The 16,523-nt window shown below is 76.4% G+C and carries 10 protein-coding genes; 4 read left to right on the top strand and 6 right to left on the bottom strand.

Annotated features, from left to right (window positions below; genetic code table 11):
- Positions 1-6: 6 nt before the first annotated feature.
- Together UQW22_RS07210 and UQW22_RS07205 are read left to right on the top strand one after the other, a co-directional pair.
- Positions 7-4,533: a hypothetical protein gene (locus tag UQW22_RS07210; protein ID WP_407320234.1), complete on the top strand. Its 4,527-nt coding sequence runs from the start codon at positions 7-9 to the stop codon at positions 4,531-4,533.
- Positions 4,534-4,537: 4 nt separating this feature from the next.
- Entirely contained in the window at positions 4,538-8,947 is a 4,410-nt protein-coding gene (locus UQW22_RS07205; RefSeq protein ID WP_407320233.1) for a hypothetical protein, read from the top strand.
- A 33-nt stretch (positions 8,948-8,980) separates the two neighbouring features.
- Here UQW22_RS07205 and UQW22_RS07200 read toward each other — a convergent pair whose 3' ends face one another.
- From UQW22_RS07200 to UQW22_RS07190, 3 genes are all read right to left on the bottom strand, one after another.
- A complete protein-coding gene (locus UQW22_RS07200) occupies positions 8,981-9,769 on the bottom strand; it encodes a glycosyltransferase family 2 protein (RefSeq protein ID WP_407320232.1) in 789 nt (262 codons plus the stop codon).
- Positions 9,770-10,028: 259 nt separating this feature from the next.
- Entirely contained in the window at positions 10,029-10,853 is an 825-nt protein-coding gene (locus UQW22_RS07195) for a DUF5926 family protein (protein ID WP_407320231.1), read from the bottom strand.
- 65 nt (positions 10,854-10,918) lie between these two features.
- Entirely contained in the window at positions 10,919-11,320 is a 402-nt protein-coding gene (locus UQW22_RS07190; RefSeq protein ID WP_407320230.1) for a winged helix-turn-helix transcriptional regulator, read from the bottom strand.
- A gap of 121 nt (positions 11,321-11,441) precedes the next feature.
- Between UQW22_RS07190 and UQW22_RS07185 the strand changes: the two genes are divergently transcribed.
- Both UQW22_RS07185 and UQW22_RS07180 read left to right on the top strand, forming a co-directional pair.
- Complete coding sequence (locus UQW22_RS07185; RefSeq protein ID WP_407320229.1) at positions 11,442-12,335, top strand: alcohol dehydrogenase catalytic domain-containing protein; 894 nt, start codon at positions 11,442-11,444, stop codon at positions 12,333-12,335.
- 25 nt (positions 12,336-12,360) lie between these two features.
- Complete coding sequence (locus UQW22_RS07180) at positions 12,361-13,587, top strand: CoA transferase (RefSeq protein WP_407320228.1); 1,227 nt, start codon at positions 12,361-12,363, stop codon at positions 13,585-13,587.
- 1 nt (position 13,588) lies between these two features.
- On the opposite strand, the gene UQW22_RS07175 is transcribed toward UQW22_RS07180, so the two are convergent.
- The 3 genes from UQW22_RS07175 to UQW22_RS07165 all read right to left on the bottom strand — a co-directional run bounded on the left by UQW22_RS07175 (position 13,589) and on the right by UQW22_RS07165 (position 16,486).
- On the bottom strand, positions 13,589-14,515 hold the full coding sequence (locus UQW22_RS07175; protein ID WP_407320227.1) for a Ppx/GppA phosphatase family protein: 927 nt from the start codon (positions 14,513-14,515) through the stop codon (positions 13,589-13,591).
- A gap of 92 nt (positions 14,516-14,607) precedes the next feature.
- On the bottom strand, positions 14,608-14,982 hold the full coding sequence (locus UQW22_RS07170) for an SHOCT domain-containing protein (RefSeq protein WP_407320226.1): 375 nt from the start codon (positions 14,980-14,982) through the stop codon (positions 14,608-14,610).
- A 112-nt stretch (positions 14,983-15,094) separates the two neighbouring features.
- Positions 15,095-16,486 (bottom strand): glutamyl-tRNA reductase, encoded by a 1,392-nt coding sequence (locus UQW22_RS07165; RefSeq protein ID WP_407320225.1) that lies wholly within the window; start codon positions 16,484-16,486, stop codon positions 15,095-15,097.
- Positions 16,487-16,523: the final 37 nt, after the last annotated feature.

The following is a 16,523-nucleotide window of genomic DNA, read 5'->3' as shown; positions in this document are numbered from 1 at the left end:
GACCGGGTGCGACCCCCCACCCGTCTCCTCGCCGTGCTCGTCGCGCTGCTGGCGGCCTGCGCCCTGCTGCTGCCGTCCGCGGCGCACGGCGACGACGGTGGGGAGCCCCCGCCGGACACCCCGCTGGTCCTCGCCGGGGTCGCCGGGCTGCAGTGGAGCGACATCGACGCCGACCGCACCCCGCACCTGTGGCGGCTCGTCGGCGGCGGCTCGGTCGCGTCCGTGGCGGTGCGGACGCTCACCCCCACCTGTCCCCTCGACGCCTGGCTCACGATGTCGGCCGGCCGACGCGTCAGCTCGGACGCGGGCACCGAGTGCACCGACCTGCCCGTCCCGGACGTTCCCGACGCCGAGGGACCAGGTCCGGGCGCACCCGTCCCGGCGACCGTCCCCGGCGAGGCCGACCGGACCACCACCGGGCGGACCGCGCCGACGACGGCCCCGCCGGGCGCGCTCGGCGACCTCGTCGACGACGCCAGGACGTGCGCGACGGCGGTCGGGCCCGGTGCTGCGGTCGCCCTCGCCGCCACCGACGGCTCCGTCGCCCGCTATCTGCCCGACCTCGGGCTGCTCGACGCCGAGCAGGTGGCGCGGTGCCCCGCCACGGTCGTCGACCTGGGGACGCTGCCCGACCTCGCGGAGGACCGCCGCGCCGCCGTGGAGTCCGTCGACGACCAGGTCGGTGAGCTGGCCGCGATGCTGCCCGACGGCGGACGCCTGGTGGTCACCGGCATCGCCGACACCCCGCAGGGTCCCTCCGACCTGCAGGTCGCCGTCGACTGGACCGCGCCCGCCGGCGGCGAGGCCACCTGGCTCACCTCGACGTCGTCGCGCTGGACGGGCGTCGTGGTCCTGGCCGACCTCAGCGCCACCGTCGCCGACACGGTGACCGGCGGCGCACTCTCCGGCACCGCGCCCGCGCCCCCGGACGAGCCCGCGGACGAGACCGACGGCGACACCGAACCGCTCGCCCCGTTCACCGGGTCGCCCCTCGAGCGGGGCGACGAACGGCGCCTGCCCGTGGCCACCACGGTGGAGAACCGGCAGTACCTCGGTGTCCTCACCGACACCGTGCCGCGGCTCGCCCCGGTGCTCCTCGGGCTGGTGACCGTGACGGGTCTGGTCGTCGTCGCCGCGCTGCTCGCCGGGCGCCGTCGGGCTTCCCGGGAGGCGCCCGCCCGCACCGACCGGGACGCGTCGCCGCGGCCGTGGCGACGGGTGGCGCTCGCCGCCCTCCTGGTCGCCACGAGCCTGCCCGCCGCGGCCTCGCTGGCGACCCTGACCCGCTGGTGGGCGTGGCCCTCGCCCGTGCTGGCGCTCTTGCTGGCCCTGACGGTCGCCGCCCTGGGCACCGGCCTGGCGGCCTGGGCGGCACGCCGGCTCCTGCCCTCGTCGCCGTGGCGGGTCCCGACCTGCCTCGCCGCGATCACCTGGCTGGTCCTCACCGTGGACGGACTCACGGGAACCACCCTGCAGCAGGGCTCCCTGCTGGGTTCGACCCCCGCCGTGGGCGCCCGCTTCTACGGGTTCTCCAACGCCGTCTTCGCCGTGTACGCCGTGGCCGGGCTGCTCCTGGCCGCGGGCCTCGCGGCCGTCGTCCGCGCCCGTGGAGGCTCGCCGGCCCGTGCCGCCGGGACGGCGGGTGCGGTCGGCGTGATCACCCTCCTCGTGGACGGGCTGCCCGCCTTCGGCGCCGACCTCGGCGGGATGCTCGCCCTCGTGCCCGGCTTCGCGGTGCTGGTGCTCGGCATCGCGGGCGTCCGGACGACCTGGCGCCAGGCCGCGCTGGTGGGCGCCGCGACCGTCGCCGTGGTGGTGGTCGTCGCGGTGGCCGACTGGCTGGTCGGCAGCAGCACCAGCCACCTGGGCGACTTCGTGCAGTCGGTGCTGGACGGACAGGCCGTCGGCGTGGTCGCGGGCAAGGCCGCCGGCGCCTGGGCGACGATCGCCCACCCGGCCGGAGCGGCGGCGCTCGTGCTGTGCGCCGCGGCGGGCTGGGCCGTCCTGCGCCCGCGCCAGGCACGCCTCGACGGTGTGGCCGCGGCCTACCGGCGCGACCCGCTGCTCCGTCGGCTCGTCGTCGCGCTCGTCGTCACCGCCGTCGTCGGCACCCTGGTGAACGACTCGGGGATCCTCGTCGCGTTCCTCGTGCTGGTGCTCGCGACGCCGGCGCTGCTCGCCGGGCACCTCGAGCACACGGACAGCCCCGGTCGACCCGTCGAGACCACCCGGCCGGCCGAGGGCACCCGGCCCACCGAACCGGGCATCCACCGCCTGCCGACGGTGCTCGTGACCGTGAGCGGCGCGATGCTCGTGCTCCTGCTGCTCACGTCCGCCGCGCTCGGCTCCGTCGGGCTGCGGGCCGCCGCCCAGGAGGCCGACGCGGGCGGGCAGGTGGCGCCCGGCGTCGAGGACGTCGCCACCCCGGACCGGCCGGTCGTCCTCGTCGGGACGACCGGCGTCCGCTGGGACGACGTCGCCGAGGGGCGCGCACCCGCCCTGAGCGCGCTCCTCGCCGAGGGGGCCGGAGCCGGCGGGACCGCGCAGCCGACGGGGGCGTCGAGCCGGTGCGTCGTCGGCGGGTGGCTGGCGCTGTCCGCGGGCGCTCTGCCGGAGGTGTCCACCGAGCGCGCGGACGACGACACCTGGCGCTGCCCGGCTCCCCGCCCCGTGCCGGCGCACGACGGCGCCGTGGTCGAGGGGTGGGACGAGCTCGCCGCGCTCCAGCGCGGCTCGACGTACCAGGCCGCGCTCGGGACGCTCGGGAACCAGCTCGCCGCGGGCGGGTGCGCCACCGCCGTCGGCCCCGGCGCCGCCCTCGCGCTGGCCGACCCCGACGGCGACGTCGCGCGGTACCGCGAGCTCGACACGGCGACGGCGCCGGGCACGGACGCCTTCAGCTGCCCCGTGACGGTCGTGGACGCCGGCGACGCGACGGCGTCGCCCACGGACCCGGACGCCACGGCCGAGGACCTCGTCGCCCTGGAGGCGGAGCACGAGGCCGCGGTGCGCGCCGTCGACGCCACCGTGGGCGAGGTCCTGGCCGCCGCGCCGTCGGACGCGACGGTCCTGGTCGCGGACCTCGCGGGGACTCCCGGGAGCAGGCCGGTGCTCGGTGCCGCGCTCGTCCGGCCAGGCGCCGACGCGCCGCCGGAGCCACGGTTCCTCACCAGCGCCGCGACCCGGACCGACGGGGTCGTCCGAGTCCTCGACGTCCCGTCCACCGTCCTCCACGCGGCGGGCCTGACGCCCACGGCCCCGGTGGACGACACCCCGCTGGCGTGGGGGTCGCCGCGGCCGCAGAAGGCCGCCGAGGCCGCGGAGGGCCTGGCCGACCTCACGACGCTCGACCACTCGCGGCGCGCCGTCTACACGGCGTTCGTCGACCTCCCGCTGTACGCGGGCCTGGCCCTCGCCGCGGCCTGCCTGCTGCTCGGACCACGGCTCACCCGGGCGACCGGGCCCCGCGCACCGGCACGACGGCGAGCGGCCTGGGGCTGGGCCCGGGGAGCCGCCCTCGTCCTCGCCGCGCTCCCGGCCGGTGCCTACCTCGGCTCGTCGACCGGCTGGTGGCGCTTCGAGCAGCCCACGCTCGCGCTCGTCGCGTCCGCCCTGGGCGCGACGGCGGTCGTCGCGGCCGTCGGCGCGCTCGCTCCCCGGCGGCCGGTCTGGCTGGGACCGGGGATCGTCGCCGGGATCACCTTCGCCGTGCTCACGCTCGACGCGCTGATCGGCACCCCCCTGAACCGGACGAGCCCGTTGGGCTCCGCCCCGACGTTCGGCGCCCGCTTCTACGGCTTCAGCAACCCGACGTTCTCCGTCTACGCCGTCGCCGCGCTGGTGACCGCCGGAGCCCTCGCCCAGCTGCTCGTCGAGCGGGGCCGGCGGGCCGCGGCGACCGTGGTCGTGGGATCGATCGGTGTCGTCACGATGGTGGTCGTCGTGTGGCCCACCCTCGGCGCCGACCTCGGCGGCGCCCTCGTGGTCGTCCCCGCCTTCGCCGTCCTCGGGCTCGCCACCTCCGGGGCGCGCCTGACCTGGCAACGGTTCGTCGTCGTCAGCGCGGCCGGGGTCGCCGTCGTCGCGGCCGTCGGGGTGCTCGACCGGCTGCGGCCGGCCGAGGACCGCTCGCACCTGGGCCGGTTCGTCGGGCAGGTGATCGACGGCGAGGCCTGGGAGACGCTGGCCCGCAAGGCCGGCTACGCGGCCCGGTCCGTCCTCGACGGCGTACCGGTATGGCTCACGCTGGCCGTGCTCGTGGCCGGGGGCCTCCTGCTGTTCGCCCCCGGACGGTTCACCCCACGCTGGTTCGCCCGCACGGAGGCCGCGTGGCCGATCCTGCGCCCGACGGTCCTGGCGATCTGGGTCACCTGCGTGGCCGGTTCCGTCGTGAACGACTTCGGTGCCCGGATCGCCATGATCGCCCTGGTGCCGGCCGTCCCGCTGCTCACGGTGGCCGCGCTGCACGCGCTGGGGCCCGTCGGGACGGCGGACCCCGCCGAACCCCGCCCCCAGGACCGCCTCGTAGGCTGACCCGGTGCGCCCGACCCTCCGTCCCGTCGTCGTCATGGTCGGCCTGCTCTGCGCCCTCGCGCTGAGCCTGGTGCCGACGGCGCACGCCGACGACCGACCCGCCGGCAGTCCCGTGGTGCTGGCCGGGGTCGCGGGGCTGCAGTGGACCGACGTCGACGCCGTCCGGACGCCCCACCTGTGGCGGCTCGTGGGCGGCGGGTCCGTCGCGTCGGTCTCCGTGCGCACGCTCACGCCGACCTGCCCCGTCGACGCCTGGCTCTCCCTGTCCGCGGGCCACCGGGTCGTCGCCGAGCGGGACGACCGCAGCGACGGCAGCGAGGACGACGAGGAGCTGGCGTCGCCCTGCCCGCCGGTGCCCGTCCTGCCGGCCGCCGGCACACCGCACCCCGTGCACGTGCCCGGCTGGGACGACCTCGTCGCCGAGGAGGACGTCCCCGCCGCCGGGCCGGAGCTCGGTGCCCTGGGCGGCCTGGCGGAGACGGTCGGGCGGTGCACGACGGCGGTCGGCCCGGGAGCGGCCCTGGCGCTCGCCGACCCGGCCGGTGACGTCGGACGTTACCTGACCGACCCCTCGGACCTCACGAACGCCTCCGACCTGTCCGCCTGCCCGGTGACCGTCGTCGACCTGGGCATGCTGCCCGACGCCGCCACGGAACGCACCGAGGCCGTCGCGAGCGTGGACGCCGCCGTGGGCCGGCTCGCCGCCCTGCTGCCCGACGGCGGACGGCTCGTCGTCGCCGGCCTGGCCGACACGCCGCTGGGCCCGGAGGACCTGCAGGTCGTCGTGGACTGGACGGCGCCGGGCGGGGACGCGACCTGGCTCACGTCCACGTCGTCGCGGTGGCCGGGCGTCGTCGTCGCCGGCGACCTGTCCGCCACGCTCGCGGACGCGCTGCTGGTCGGGGCCGACCTCGAGGACGAGCAGGTCGCCGAGGCCGCGTCCCTGTTCACCGGGTCCCCGCTGCAGCACGGCGAGGACCGCCGGCTCGCCGTCCCCCGCACGGTCGAGAACCGGCAGTACCTCTCCGTGCTCACCGAGACGCTGCCCCGCATGACGCCGCTCCTCGTCGGCACGATGGCGCTGGCCGTCGTGGGTGCGGTCACCGGCCTGCTCGTGTCCCGCCGCCGACCTGCCCGGCTGGCGCCGGCGGTGCTCGTGGTCGCCTCCTGCCTGCCCGTCGCGGCGACCCTCGCCACTCTCTCCCGCTGGTGGGTGTCCCCGGTGCCGGTGACCGTCCTGTCCGTAGCGGTGGTGCTCGGCGCGACGGCGGTGGCGCTGGTGGCCTGGTGCGCGCGGCTGCTGCTCCCGCCGTCGCCGTGGCGCCTGCCGACCGTGCTCGCGGCGGTGACGTGGCTCGTGCTGACCGTCGACGGCCTCACCGGCACCACCCTGCAGCAGGGTTCGCTGCTCGGGCCGGCCCCGTCGCTGGGCGCCCGGTTCTACGGGTTCTCCAACTCCGTGTTCGCGGTCTACGCCGTGGCGGGGCTCGTGCTGGCCGCAGGCGTCGCCGCGGTGCTGCGCCGGCGCGGCAGCTCCCGGCGGACGCAGGTGCTCGCCGTGGCGGCCGTGGCCACCGTCACGGTGCTCGTCGACGGGCTGCCGCCCTTCGGCGCCGACCTCGGCGGCATCCTCGCGCTGGTCCCGGCCTTCGCGGTGCTGCTGCTGGGGGTCGCCGGCATCCGGGTCACGTGGCGGCGCGCGCTGCTGGTCGCCGGCGCCACCCTGCTGGGCGCCGCCACCGTCGCCGTCGTCGACTGGGCGTTCCCGCCGGCCACCCACCTCGGCGGGTTCGTGCAGTCCTTGCTCGACGGCGACGCGGCCGCCGTCGTCGCGGCCAAGGCGAGCGGGGCGTGGGCCACCGTCGCGCACCCCGCCGGTGCCTTCGCGGCCGTGGTCTGCGGGGTCGCGGCCTGGGCGGTCCTCGACCCGCGCCGGTTCCGCCTCACCGGTGTCGCCGCCGCCTACGACCGCGACCCGCTGCTGCGCCGCACGGTCGGTGCGGTGGTCACGGTCGCCGTCGTCGGCACCCTGCTCAACGACTCCGGGGTCGTCGTCGCGATGTACGTGCTGCTCCTCGCGGTCCCGCTGCTGCTGGTCGGCGGCCTCGAGACGGCCCTCGTCCCGCCGCCCGGCACCGGGGAGCCGTCCGCCCCCCGCTCCGGCGTCCCCCGCCTCCTGGCCGGGGTGGGCGCCGGACTGCTGATCACCTTGCAGCTCGGCGGTGCCGCCCTGCCCGCCAGCGGCCTGTCGCACGCCGGCGACGTGTCCGACGGCGGGTCGCCCGTCCTGTCCGACGGCGAACCCGTCGTCGTCATCGGCACCGACGGGCTGCGCTGGCAGGACGTCTCCCCCACCGCCACCCCCACGCTGTGGCGCGCCCTCCGCGACGGCGCGGGCGCCGGCGGCGTCACCGCGTCCGTGACCGGCGCCTCGGCCGACTGCGTGGCCGCGGGCTGGCTCGGGATGTCGGCCGGGCGCAGCGCGGTGACCGGCGCGGCCGTCGACGGCGCGTGGCGCTGCGCCGACTGGGACGTGACGCCGGCCGCCGGCGGCACAGGGAGCGCCACGGTGGACGGCTGGGACGGGCTCACCGACCTGCAGGCGGGCTCCGCGTTCGCGCCCCGCCTCGGCGTGCTCGGCGGTGCGCTCGCGGACGGCGGGGTGTGCAGCACCGCCGTCGGCCCCGCCGCGGCCTTGACCCTGGCGGAGCCCGACGGCAGCGTCGAGCGCTACCGGAGCGTGACCGACGCCCTCGCCGACCCGGACGACGCGTTCGGCTGCCCGGTGACCGTCGTCGACGCCGGCGCCGCGCCCTACCACCCCACGGGTGCGGGCAGCGTCTTCCGCCCCGTGCCGGACGAGGCCACCAGCAGCGGACCGACGCGTGACGCCGCGCTGCGCGAGGTCGACGCGACGGTCCGGGACGTGCTCGACGTCGTGCCCGACGACGCCACCGTGCTGGTGCTCGACGTCGGCAACCCGGCGCCGACCCGCCCGGCGCTCGGCGTGGGCCTGGCGCGCACCGACACCGAGTCCGCGCCGTCGTACCTGACGTCGTCGTCGACCCGCTGGCTCGGCGTCGTGCGGCTGCTGGACGTGCCCGTGACCCTCGTGGAGGACTTCGGTCTGCCCCGGCCCGCGGAGCTCTCGGGCGCGGTGGTCTCGCTCGGCGCGGACCGGCCGAGCAGCAGCGGTGCCACCGTGCGCGACCTGGCCGCCATCACCGACCGGGACCATGCGCTGCGGCAGGTGACCGACGCCACCACGGGCAGACCGACCGTCGTGGCGCTGGGCGCGCTCGCCCTGGTGGTGCTGGTGCTGCCCTGGCTCCGGCGGCGCAGGCACGCCCGCACCGTGCGGGTCTCCGCCCGCGTCCTGGAGACCGTCCTGCTGCTGTGCGCGGCGGTCCCCGCCGCGAGCTTCCTCATGACCAGCTGGACGTGGTGGCGCCTGCCCGACCCGGACGTCGGCCTGTGGGTCGCGCTCGGGGCCGGCACCGTGACGGTCGCGCTGGTGGGATCGCTGGCACCCCGGCGGCCCGCCTGGGCGGGCACGGTGGTCGTCGCGTCCGTGACGTTCGTCGTGCTCACCTTCGACGCCCTGCTCGGCACCCCGCTGCACCGCGGGAGCCCGCTGGGCGCCGCGCCGACGCTGGGGGGGCGCTTCTACGGGTTCGGCAACCCCACCTACTCCGTCTACGCCGTCGTCGCCGTGCTCTGCGCCGCCGGCGTCGCCACGCTGGTGGCGCGCCGCTGGAACCGCGTAGCGGGCGCGGTCGCGGCCGGGGTGGTCGGCGTGGTCACCACGGTCGTCACCGTGTGGCCCACCTTCGGCGTCGACGTCGGCGGCGGGCTCGTGCTGGTGCCGGTGTTCGCGGTCGTCGTGCTCGGTGCCCTGGGGGCCAGGTCGACGTGGCCCCGGCTGCTGCTGGCCGGCGGCGCCGGGGTGCTGCTCGTGGCCGTCATCGGCGTCGTCGACTGGTTGCGACCCCTCGACCAGCGGTCCCACCTGGGCGCCTTCGTGCAGGCCGTGATCGACGGCGGGGCGTTCGAGACGGTGTGGCGCAAGGCCGGGTACGCGTGGAGCTCGCTGGGAGCCGGCCTCCCCGCCGGGATGTCGCTCGGGGTGCTCGTCGCCCTCGCGCTCGTGCTGTGGGGCGGGCCCCGGCTGCGTGCCCGCTGGCTGGAGCAGTCCGAGGAGGCGTGGCCGCTGCTGCGTCCCGTGCTCGTGGCGCTGCTGATCGCCGGTGTGGGCGGGGCGCTCGTCAACGACTACGGCATCCGCGTGGTCACGCTCATGCTGTTCCCCGCCGTCCCGATGCTCGGGCTGCTCGCGCTGCGGGCGGCACCCGGCCTGCCGGCCGACGGACCGTCCGCGCGGGCCTCCCGGTCCGCCGGGACGACCTCGCGGTGAGGTCCTGGGCTCAGCAGTCCTGAGCCCAGGACCTCAGCGCCGCGAGCGCGGCCCCGACCGCCCCACCGCGTCGATGGCCCGCCGCATCTGGCGGGCGCCGACGGCGGCCATGACGTCCCGGTACTGACCCGCCCGGTGGAGCTGGCCCGCGAAGTCGTTGGACGACGGCCGGTGCCGGAGGTCGCAGGGCACCTCCACGGCGACGTATCCCGCACGCAGCAGGTCGATCGTCATGCCGGTCTCCACCCCCCAGCCGTGCGCGAGCGGGGTGGCGGCCTCGAACGCCTCCCGGGTCAGGCAGCGCATGCCGGACAGGGGCTGCGTGGGGCTCCACCCGGTGAGCCGCTGGATGGCCCGGCGGGCGGCCCCGACGACGATGCCCCGTCCGCCGGCGCCCTTCTGGGTCGGGAGCAGCGCGATGGCGAGGTCGGCGACTCCTTCGCGCACGGGGCCGACCAGGGGCGCGGTGTTCACGGCGGTGTCGCCGAGGTCCCCGTCGACGAACAGCAGCAGGCGCGCCGGCCGGCCGTCGGCGTCCCGCATGGCGGCGACGGCGGCCCCCGTCTCCATCGCCGCGGCCTTGCCACGGTTGTGGGAGTGCCGCACGACGACGGCTCCGGCGTCCCGCGCGGCGTGCTGGGTCTCGTCCTCGGACCCGTCGTCGACCACCAGCACGAGGTCGACGTGCGGGATCGCGCGCGCGGACCGGACGGTCGCGGCGATCCGCTCGACCTCGTCCTTCGCCGGGATGATGACGGCGACCCGCTGGACGCTGCGCCCACCGCGGGCGGTGGGCGGGCGCGGGGTCTTGGCCACCGGCATGCTCGGACGGCGTGGTCCCGGGCTCACCGGCGCGTCTCCGGGCGCCACCTCACGGCTGGTCCGTGTTCCCCCGTGCTCCGCGTTCACAGCTCCCTGCCTGTGCGGCCGTCACAGCCACGTTCGTCGATGTGATCCTCGGCGTGACTCGCCGGGATCGGAAGTGCAAAGAACTTCCCTCAGAATCCTACTCCCCCGGTACGCGGGATGTTGTGCCTCTGGGGGGCAGGTCCGCGTCCAGGGGGTGAAGTTTCTGTGCGGGTCAGCGCAGGGTCACCTGGCGCGAGACGATACCGGCCCGCGCGCGGCGCTCGTTCGCGTCCAACGGCGCGTCGACGGCCAGCGCCGCCTCGAACCGCTCCGACAGGTCCTGGACCGGTCCGGTCAGCTCGTCCGCCTCGGTGCCGCGCGGCAGCTCCCACACGGGCACCACGAGACCGCACGCCCGGAACATCCCGAGGAACTTGCCCCCCGCGAGGCCGGAGTCCCGCTTCGCGTGCAGCCGGGCGATCGCGTCGACCACCCGGTCCTCGTCCTCGGTGCGCGCCCACCGCACGAACTCGCGGCTCATCCGGCACCAGTAGGCGGCGTCGACGCCCTCGATCTTGACGGTGGGGATCGTCTGCTCGGCGGCCTCCTCCAGGCTCTCCCGGATCTCGGCGGTCATCTCCGCCGAGGCGTCGACCCAGTAGTCGTAGCCCTCGTGGACCGTCACGTCGAACGGCACGGAGGCGTCCAGCACGTCCTGCAGGCGAGGGGTCTCCGGCGTGACGTCGAGCTGCTCGGGCAGGACGCCGGTACCCGGCTCCGCCTCGATCGCGGCGAGCAGCGCGGCCGCCAGCGACCTGCTGATGTCGTCCGAGCTGAGCACGCCCTGGACGGACAGGAGGACCGTGCCGTCCTCACGGTGCAGCGCGGACCAGCCGCCCGGCAGCACGGTGGCGACGACGACGTCACGGCCGCCGTGCGCGTCGACGGTGCGGGCCGGTGCGGTCGCCGAGGGCACGATCTCCCGCATCGAGACCCAGTCGGCCTCCCCCGGGAGACCCTCGAACGGACGCAGCACGAACTCAGCAGTCTTGGCCATGCGCACGATCCTATCGGCGTGCGGCCGCTCGCGGGCACCCCGCACCGGTACCCGTCGAGGGACCGTCAGGGCCGGTCCGCGTCGTAGCGCGCTCGCGCGGCGTCGACGTCCGCCATGTGGCGCTCCGCCCACTCCTTGAGGAGGGTGATGCGCTCGCGCAGCGAGTCACCCAGCGGGGTCAGGGCGTAGTCGACCCGCACGGGGACCGACGGCGTGACCTCGCGCGTGACGAGCCCGTCGCGCTCCAGCGAGCGGAGCGTCTGCGTGAGCATCTTCTGGCTGACCCCGGCGATGCGGGCGGCCAGCTCGGAATACCGCAGCGGGCCGTCGCGCAGCGCGGCGAGGACGAGGGTGACCCACTTGTCGGAGATCCGGTCCAGCAGCCGGCGGCTCGGACAGCTCGCCAGGTAGGCGTCGTACGCCTCCTTGGCCCGCTGCTTCCGTTGGACGGCGGTTGTGGTGGCCATGGAACCTCCCGTGAGTTACCTGTGGGTACCTACCGTACTTGGAGGTGCCTTCTTCCTCTCGGAGAGCACCTCGGCGAGACTGAGGTCGTCACTCACCCCCACCGCGAGAGGAACCCTCACGATGCGTGCACTCGTCGCCCGTACCGGCAGCAGCACCCCCGTCCTCCAGGAGACGTCCCCGGAGTCCCTGGCGCCCGACGAGATCCGGGTCGCCGTCCGCGCGGCCGCCGTCAACCCTGCCGACGGTTGGGTCGCGAGCGGCGCCGCCCGGTCCCTGCTCGACCTGCCCGACGTCGTCGTCCTCGGCTACGACCTCGTCGGCACGGTGACCGATGTCGGTGCCGCGGTGACGGACCTGACCGTCGGTGACGTCGTCGCCGCCCTGCACGAGGACCGCACCGCACCCGTCCGCGCCCATGCGGACGTCGCCACCGTACCCGCCGCCGCGGCCGCCGTCGTCCCGGCCGGCCTCGACCCGGCCGGGGCCGCCTCGGTCCCGCTCAACGCGCTCACCGCGGCACAGGGGCTCGACCTGCTCGGCCCCGCCGAGGGGCGCACCCTGCTCGTCACCGGAGCCGCCGGCGGCGTCGGCGGGTACGCCGTCGCGCTCGCCGTACGGAGCGGCTGGCGCGTGACCGGCCTCGCCCGGGCGGCCGACGAGGACTTCCTCCGCCGGGCGGGAGCCGCCGACACCGTCACCGACGTGCCGGGACCGGTGTTCGACGCCGTCTTCGACGCCGCCGCGCTGCAGGAGGGCGCGATCGTCGCCACACGCGACAGGGGTGCCTTCGTCGGCGTGCTCCCGCCCGCCCCGGTCGCGCCCGAGCGCGGCATCACCGTCGCGGCGGTGAACGTGCGGGCCGACGGCGAGCGCCTGGCCGAGCTGCTCGGACTCAGCCGCGAGGGGGTCCTCGAGGTGCGCGTGGCGGGCGAGGTGTCGCTCGACCAGGCGGCGTCCGCGTACGACCGGCGGACGGCGGGCGGTCAGAGGGGGCGGTGGCTCCTCGTACCCTGACGGCACACGCCCTAGGCTGCCGTCCATGGAGTGGCTCGCCGCGACGCTGCCCGTCGCCGACCTCGCCCGCACCGCTGTCGAGGCGCTGCGCTCCGCAGCGCGCCGTGCCGGGGCGCACGGGCCCTTGGTCGAGGCTCCGCTCGACCCGGCGCGGGTGGCTGCGGCGTTCACCTCCGACCGCCTGCTGCGGATCGACGGCGAGCCCTGGGCCGGCTTCGCACCCCACTCCGGGTTCTTCGCCACGGCCGACGGCTGGGTCCGCACGCACGCCAACTACCCGCACCACCGCGCCCGCCTGCTGCGGCTCCTCGACCTGCCCGACGGCGCCTCGCGCGACGACCTCGCGACCCGCCTCGCGCGGTCGCCCGCCCAGGACGTCGAGGACGCGGCGGCCGACGCCGGGGCGGTCGCGGTCCGGGTGCGCACCGAGGACGAGTGGCGGACGAGCGCGCCCGGCCGGGCTGCCGCCGTCGGCCCTCTCGTCGCGACGACCGTGCGGGCGGACGGCCGGGCCGTCCGCGCCACGGGCAGCCCCCTGCACGGGGCACGGGTGCTGGACCTCACCCGAGTGATCGCCGGACCCGTCGGGACCCGCACGCTCGCGCTGCTCGGCGCCGACGTGCTGCGCGTCGACCCGCCGGAGCCCGCCGAGATCGAGGCCCAGCACCTCGACACCGGGCAGGGGAAGCGGTCGACGCTGCTCGACCTGCGCCGCCACGACGACCACGCCCGCGCCCAGGAGCTCCTCGACGCCGCGGACGTGCTGGCCACCGGCTACCGGCCGGGCGCGATCGAGGCCCACGGCCTGCGGCTGCCGCCCGGCGTGGTGCACGCCCGCGTCTCGGCCTGGGGACCGGGCGGCCCGTGGGCGGGACGCCGCGGGTTCGACTCGATCGTGCAGGCGGCGAGCGGCATCGCCCTGCTGGAGTCCCCCGACGGCGCCACTCCGGGCGCGCTGCCCGCGCAGGCCCTCGACCACGCCACCGGATACCTGCTCGCCGCGGGCGTCGTCGACGCCCTCGCCGCGCGGTCCCGGGACGGCGCGGGCCGGGACGTGGCGGTCTCCCTCGCCCGCACGGCCGCCCGGCTCCTGGACGCGCCCGGCCGGGAGCCGGACCACCCGCCGGCCGCGCTGCCGCCGTCGGGCACCACCGTCGCTCACGGCCGGGTGCGGTCCGCGCGGCCGGCGCTGCCGGTCGACGACCACCCCGCGCCGTCGCGCCCCTGGGGCGGCGACCCGCCACGCTGGTGAGTCAGAGGTGGTCGAGCCGCTGCAGGATGGCGCCCTCGCGCAGCGCCCACGGGCAGACCTCGACCTCGTCGACGCCCAGGGCGGCCATCGCCTCCTGCGCGACGACCGCACCCGCCACGATCTGCAGCGCCCGGCCCGGGCCGATGCCCGGCAGCACGGTGCGGTCCGCCGAGGACAGCTTCGCCAGGCGGGGCTCCCAGTCCGCCAGGTGGTCGTGGCGCATCCGCCAGCGCTCCCCGGTGCCCATGACCTGGCGCGGCATCCCGGCGAGCCGGGCCAGGGACCGGAACGTCTTGGAGGTGGCCACCGCGTGGTCGGGCGCGGGCGCACCGGCGACGGGGCCGACGGCGTCGCGCAGCACCGACCGCGCGTGCTTGCGCAGCTTCTCCACGTCGTCGGGCTTCGGCGGGTCCGCGTCGAGGAGGAAACGTCGCGTCATGCGCCCGGCGCCCAGGGGGAGGGACAGGGCGGCGTCGGGTGTCTCGTCCACCCCGGTGGCGATCTCGAGGGAACCGCCCCCGATGTCCAGCAGCAGGAGCCGGCCGGCGCCCCAGCCGTACCAGCGCCGCGCCGCCAGGAAGGTCAGCCGCGCCTCCTCGTCGCCCGCGAGCACCTCGATGGGCACGCCCGCGCGCTTCTCCAGGTCGGCCAGCACCTCGGTCCCGTTGGTCGCCTCGCGCAGGGCGGACGTCGCCAGCGCCATCGTCTGCTCGATGCCGTGCTCGCGCCCGGCGGCCGCCGCGGCCTCGACGGCCCGGCGCAGCTCCTTGACGCCGGTCTTCGAGATCGAGCCGTCGGGCTCGAGGTAGCGCATCAGCCGCACCGTGGTCTTGTGGCTGGCCTGCGGCACCGGCCGCGCTCCTGCCCGGGCGTCCATGACGAGCAGGTGGACGGTGTTGGAGCCGATGTCGATCACGCCGAGTCGCATGGCGTCACCCTAGGCCGAACGGTGCCGAACAGGAGCTTGGGCCCGCTATGGCACTCCATAGCGGGCCCAAGCTCCTGTTCGGCACCGAGGGGTCAGGCGAGCGCCTTCGACTTCAGCGCCTCGAACTCCTCCGGCGTGATCGTGCCGTCGTCGAGCAGCTTCTTCGCCGAGGCGATGTGGTCCGCCGGCGAACCCGCGACCGTCTTGATGTAGTCGTCCGTTGCCGCCTTGGCGTCCTGCGCCGCCGCGATGTTCCGCTCGGCCATGCCGCGGCCCCGCGCGATGAGGTAGACGAGGGCCGTGATCATCGGCAGGAAGATCAGCAGGACGACCCACAGGGCCTTCCACCAGCCGTTGAGATGCCGGTCCCGGAAGAGGTCCGAGAGGATCTGGAACAGGACGATGAGGTACGCCATGAACAGGAAGATCCAGAGGAGGAACCAGACATAGCTCCAGAAATCATCCATCGTGCCCAACCTTTCGCGCCGGTGAGGAGTTTCTCCAGGCCGCATGAGCAGTGCCTGGATGCCCACGCTATCCACGAACGCACAGATCGGCCCGATATAGACCGACAAAGACTCAGTCGGTCACCGGAACAGCACGAAGGGCGCGCTCCGCACCCCTGACGACTGCCGCCTCGGCCGCCCGCGCCTCGGCCAGCGCCGTCGCACGGACCGCGACGATGCGGTCGTGGAGCGCGGCGTGCACCCGGCGGCGCACCGAACGGGCGATCTCGTCATGGTCCGATGCGGTGGGCACCTGCCCGTGCGGCGCCAGCTCGGCCGACAGCCGCGCCAGGGCGTCACCGACCTCGACGGCGACCTCCCGCTCCGCCTCGTCCAGCAGCTCGACGACGGCGGCGTCGGCCGCCCGTCCCATCCGGGTCTCCTCGAAGAGCGCCGCGGCGTCCCGCACCATCGCCCGCGCCTGGTCGACCACGACCCGTTCGGTCGCCGGGGCGTGCGTGGTGAGCGAGGCCAGGTCGTACAGCAGGACACCCTCGACGTCCGCCACCGACGGCTCCACGTCGCGGTGCAGCGCCAGGTCGAGGATCACCAGGGCGTCGGGCTCGGGCTCGTCGCCCGCCCGTGCGGCGGCCCGGTCGCGCGCGCGGGCCACGGAGGCCGCGTCGAGCACGTACGCGAGCGAGGCCTCCGCTCCGGGCACCACCTCCGCCGTCGGGCCGGGAGCCCGACGCCGGGCACCGGAGCAGGACACCACCAGGTCGGTGTCGCCGAGCGCCTCGACGAGCGACTCCGTGTCCACGCCGACCGCGCCCGTGCCGTGCGACGCCGCGAAGGACTGGGCCCGCCCCGACTGCGAGTACACGCGGATGTCGTTGCAGCCACGAGCCCGCAGCGCGGCCACGGCCGCTCCCGCGTAGGCACCGGTGCCGATGATGACCGCCCGCGACAGCGGGTACGGACGCATCGAGCGGCCGGCGAGGTCGAGCCCGACCGCCACCAGCGAGCGCCCGGCGCCGCCCAGCGCCGTCGAGCGACCGATCCGCTTCGAGGTGCGGGACGCCGTCTGGAAGAGCAGCTCGAGGGTCTTGGAGGTGGTGCCGTCCGCCCGCGACTCGGCCAGCGCCCGCTTCACCTGCCCGGCGATCTCCCGCTCCCCCACGACCATCGAGTCCAGGCCGGACGCGACGGCGAACAGGTGCTCGGCGACCTCGGTGCCGGACCGCACCGTGAAGGAGGCCGCGGCCGCCTCCGGCGTCACGCCGGAGGACTCCGCGACCAGCTCGGCGACGTGCCGGGTCGCGTGCCGCACGGTGTCCCCGTCCAGGGGTGCGTCGACGTCGAGGTAGAGCTCGAACCGGTTGCAGGTCGAGATCACCACGGTGCCCTGCACGGGACGGCAGGAGCCCACGACGGTGCGGCCCACGGACAGCGAGCCGGTGGACAGGCGCTCGAGGGCGTCGAGGTCCAGCTCGTGGTGGGACGCGGTGAGGGAGAGGAGAACCACAGTGCCCCCACTTTATGATCCGTGCCCACTCGGGGCA

The sequence above is a fragment of the Isoptericola halotolerans genome (assembly GCF_045689585.1).
Taxonomy (GTDB): Bacteria; Actinomycetota; Actinomycetes; order Actinomycetales; family Cellulomonadaceae; genus Isoptericola; species Isoptericola halotolerans_B.
This window is presented reverse-complemented; position numbering and strand designations above follow the sequence as displayed.

What these genes read in the sequence shown, in the direction of transcription:
- UQW22_RS07185 (WP_407320229.1), top strand. Translation starts at nt 11,442, where the DNA reads ATGCGTGCACTCGTCGCCCGTACCGGCAGCAGCACCCCCGTCCTCCAG.
- UQW22_RS07200 (WP_407320232.1), bottom strand. Translation starts at nt 9,769, where the DNA reads ATGCCGGTGGCCAAGACCCCGCGCCCGCCCACCGCCCGCGGTGGGCGC.
- UQW22_RS07170 (WP_407320226.1), bottom strand. Translation starts at nt 14,982, where the DNA reads ATGGATGATTTCTGGAGCTATGTCTGGTTCCTCCTCTGGATCTTCCTG.
- UQW22_RS07190 (WP_407320230.1), bottom strand. Translation starts at nt 11,320, where the DNA reads ATGGCCACCACAACCGCCGTCCAACGGAAGCAGCGGGCCAAGGAGGCG.
- UQW22_RS07180 (WP_407320228.1), top strand. Translation starts at nt 12,361, where the DNA reads ATGGAGTGGCTCGCCGCGACGCTGCCCGTCGCCGACCTCGCCCGCACC.
- UQW22_RS07175 (WP_407320227.1), bottom strand. Translation starts at nt 14,515, where the DNA reads ATGCGACTCGGCGTGATCGACATCGGCTCCAACACCGTCCACCTGCTC.
- UQW22_RS07195 (WP_407320231.1), bottom strand. Translation starts at nt 10,853, where the DNA reads ATGGCCAAGACTGCTGAGTTCGTGCTGCGTCCGTTCGAGGGTCTCCCG.